The organism is Streptomyces sp. NRRL F-5650, from assembly GCF_000721365.1.
Lineage (GTDB): Bacteria > Actinomycetota > Actinomycetes > Streptomycetales > Streptomycetaceae > Streptomyces > Streptomyces ardesiacus.
This window is the reverse complement of sequence record NZ_JOGV01000108.1, coordinates 1-3,794: the sequence shown is the minus strand read 5'-3', so window position 1 is coordinate 3,794 and position 3,794 is coordinate 1. Positions and strand designations below refer to the sequence as shown.

Genomic DNA, 3,794 nt, shown 5'->3' with positions numbered 1-3,794 from the left:
TTCGTCCGGGGGCTGGCGCGTCTGTATGCGCGGGGGGCGGTGGTGTCGTGGCCGGGGCTGCGTCCCGGACGGCGGGTCGCGTTGCCCACGTACGCCTTCGACCGACAGCGTCACTGGCCCCGGCGCTCCGCACCGGCCGGTGTGGACGCGGCCATCGGGTCCGTGGGCCTCGAAGCCACGGGGCACCCGCTGCTCGGTGCCCGGGTCGGCGTGGCCGACGGAGACGGTGTGCTCCTCACCGGCAGGCTCTCGCCGGCGGAGCTGCCCTGGCTGGCCGATCACGCGGTGCTCGGCACCGTGCTCTTCCCCGGTGCGGGCTTCGTCGAGATGGCCCTGCGGGCAGGCGACGAGGTCGGTTGCGCGGGCGTCGAGGAACTGACGCTGCACACCCCGCTGGTGCTTCCCGAAGGTGCCACCACGCGGGTCCAGCTCACGGCGGGCGACGCGGACGAGGAAGGACGCCGCTCCTTCGCGGTGCACGCGAGGACCGGTGACGCCGGAGCCTGGACCACCCACGCCACCGGTGTGATGTCCCCGGCCCAGGCGGCACCCGGGTCGCTCCCCGCATCTCACGTGTGGCCGCCGGAGGGCGCCGTACCCGTCGAGGTGGACGGCCTGTACGACACGATGAGAGAGGGCGGTTTCGCCTACGGCCCCAGCTTCCAGGGGCTCACGGCGGCATGGCGCCGCGGCTCCGAGGTCTTCGCCGAGGTACGCCTGCCCGAGGGCGACGAGGCGGGCGACTACTGCCTGCACCCCGCGGTGCTCGACGCGGCCCTGCACGGTGTGTCCCTGCTGGAGGGCTCCGGCGACAGGGAGCCGCCGCGCGGCCTGCCGTTCTCCTGGGAGGGCCTGCGCCTGTACGCGACGGGCGCGGACACCGTGCGCGTCAGCCTCGCCCCGGCGGGTGCCGACGGTGTCACGGTCGGCATCACGGACGGTGCCGGACTGCCGGTGGCCTCCGTCGACACGCTCGTCCTGCGCCCGGTCACCGACGGCCGACTGCGCGCCGCGCGGGGCCACGACGGCGCGCTCTACCGCACCGGCTGGGCGGAACTGTCCCCGGTCGCAGGTGACGACTCCCCGCTCACCTGGGCCGCCATCGGTGACGAAGCCGCCGCGCTCGTCCACGCCGCGGACGCCCACGGCGAGGCGTACGGGAACCTCGCGGACCTCGCCGCGGCGATCGACGAGGGTACCGCCGTGCCGGAGACCGTCGTCGTCGCCTGCCCCGACTCCTCGGCCGACGTACCGGAGGCCACGAGGGCGGCGACGGTCTGGGCGCTGGAGACGGCGCAGACATGGCTCGACGACGACAGGTTCGCGTCGTCCCGGCTGGTGCTGCTCACCCGCAACGCGGCGACCCTCGCGGCGGTGGCCACCGACGGGCAGGGCCCCGACCCGGCGCATGCAGCAGCCCGCGGTCTGCTGCGCTCCGCCCAGTCCGAGCACCCCGACCGGATGGTGCAACTCGACCTTCCGGCTGATCCCAGCGAGGGGACCGCGTCGCTCCTGGTGCCGGCCGTCCGGACCGTTCTCGCGGCCGGCGAACCCGAACTGGTTCTCCGTGACGGTTCGTTATGGGCGCCCCGGCTCACCCGCGTGGCCCCGGCCGTCCCCGCCGAGCGGACCGGGGACGAGGAGGCACCGGCCCGGGACCCGGACGGAACCGTCCTCATCACCGGCGGCACCGGCGTCCTCGGCAGTGCCGTGGCCCGGCACCTGGCCCGCGAGCACGGCGTACGCCATCTGCTGCTGCTCGGCCGCCGGGGCCCGCAGGCCGAGGGTGCGCAGGAACTGGTGGCGGAACTCGCCGAGCTGGGCGCCGAGGCCACGATCGCCGCCTGCGATGTGGCGGACCGGGACAGCCTGGCGGCCGTCCTCGGGGACATCCCCGCCGGGCGTCCCCTGCGTGGTGTGGTCCACTCGGCGGGTGTCGTGGACGACGGGGTGATCACCTCGCTGACCCCGAACCGGGTCGACACCGTGCTGCGGCCCAAGTCGCAGGCTGCGTGGAACCTCCACGAACTCACGGCGGACCTCGACTTCTTCGTCCTCTTCTCCTCCGCGGCCGGCATCCTCGGTGCGGTCGGCCAGGCCAACTACGCCGCGGCCAACACCTTCCTCAACGCCCTGTCCGAGCACCGGAGGTCCCAGGGGCTCACCGCACACGCGCTGGCCTGGGGCCTGTGGGAGCAGCGCAGCTCCCTGTCGGGCGCCCTGAGCGAGCACGATCTCGCCCGCGCCTCCCGCAGCGGACTGTCGGCCCTGGCCGTCGAGGACGGGCTCGCGCTGTTCGACGCGGCACTCGGCAGGGACGAACCGGTGCTGGTCCCGATGGCGTTCGACCCGTCCGCCCTCCGCGGTGAGGCCGCCGGAGTCCCCCCGGTGATGCGCGGCCTCGTCCGTACCACCCCCCGGCGGGCCACCGGTGCCGAGCCCACCGGCGAGCTCCGCCACCAACTGGGCGCCCTGCCGGCCGCCGCCGGCGAGGAGGCGCTGCTGCGGCTGGTGCTGCGGCACGTCACCGCCGTGCTCGGGTACGCGCCCGACAGCGAACCGGCGCCCGACCGGGCCTTCTCCGAGCTCGGGTTCGACTCGCTGACCGCCGTAGACCTGCGCAACCAGCTAGCCACGGCCACCGGGGTGCGGCTGCCCGCCACCCTCGTTTTCGACTACCCGACACCGGCGGTGCTCGCCCGCCACCTGTACGCCGAACTCGTCGGCGACCAGGCCGCCGCAGCGGCCCCGGCCCTTGCGACAACGTCGGCGTCCGGCGACGACGAACCGATCGCCATCATCGGCATGAGCTGCCGCTACCCCGGCGGCGTCCGCACGCCCGAGGAGCTGTGGCAGTTGGTCGCCGAGGAAAGGGACGGCGTCACGCCCTTCCCCGAGGACCGCGGCTGGAACGTGCGCGATCTGGTCGACCGGAGTGGCCTGCGCGCCGGCACCAGCTATGTCGGTGAAGGCGGGTTCCTGCACGACGCCGCCGATTTCGACCCCGAGTTCTTCGGGATCTCGCCGCACGAGGCCCTGGCCATGGACCCGCAGCAGCGGCTGCTCCTGGAGACCACCTGGGAGGCGTTCGAGTACGCGCACATCGACTCTCGTACGCGTTCGGGTTCGAGGGTCCTGCGGTGACGGTGGACACGGCGTGCTCGTCGTCGCTGGTGGCGTTGCACCAGGCGGTGCAGGCGCTGCGGCGGGGTGAGTGCACCCTGGCGGTGGCCGGCGGGGTCGCCGTCATGTCGACCCCGGACTCCTTCGTAGCGTTCAGCCGCCAGCAGGGCCTGGCGCCCGACGGCCGCTGCAAGTCCTTCGCGGCCGGAGCCGACGGCACCACCTGGTCGGAAGGCGTGGGCCTGCTCCTGGTGGAGCGGTTGTCGGACGCGCGCCGCAACGGGCACGAGGTGCTCGCGGTGGTGCGGGGTTCGGCGGTCAACCAGGACGGCGCGTCCAACGGCCTGACCGCGCCCAACGGCCCCTCGCAGCAGCGGGTCATCCGCCAGGCGCTGGCCGGCGCGGGCATGCCGGCCGCCGAGGTCGACGTCGTGGAGGCGCACGGCACGGGGACGTCCCTCGGTGATCCGATCGAGGCGCAGGCTCTGCTTGCCACGTACGGTCAGGGCCGCCCCGAGGACAGGCCGCTGTTGCTCGGCTCGGTGAAGTCGAACATCGGTCATACCCAGGCTGCGGCCGGTGTGGCGGGCGTCATCAAGATGGTCGAGGCGATGCGGCACGGTGTGGTGCCGAAGACGTTGCACGTGGATGAGCCGACGCCGCATGTGGAC

1 protein-coding gene and 1 pseudogene are annotated in these 3,794 nt (G+C 74.0%); both read left to right on the top strand.

The genetic code is table 11. The features are described from left to right. Window positions 1-39: 39 nt before the first annotated feature. Window positions 40-3,335, top strand: a pseudogene (locus tag IG88_RS44050) (SDR family NAD(P)-dependent oxidoreductase); the annotation flags it as partial. Between the two features lie 24 nt (window positions 3,336-3,359). Then, the coding region (locus IG88_RS45190) for a polyketide synthase (protein WP_324609022.1) at window positions 3,360-3,794 on the top strand (435 nt) is incomplete at its 3' end.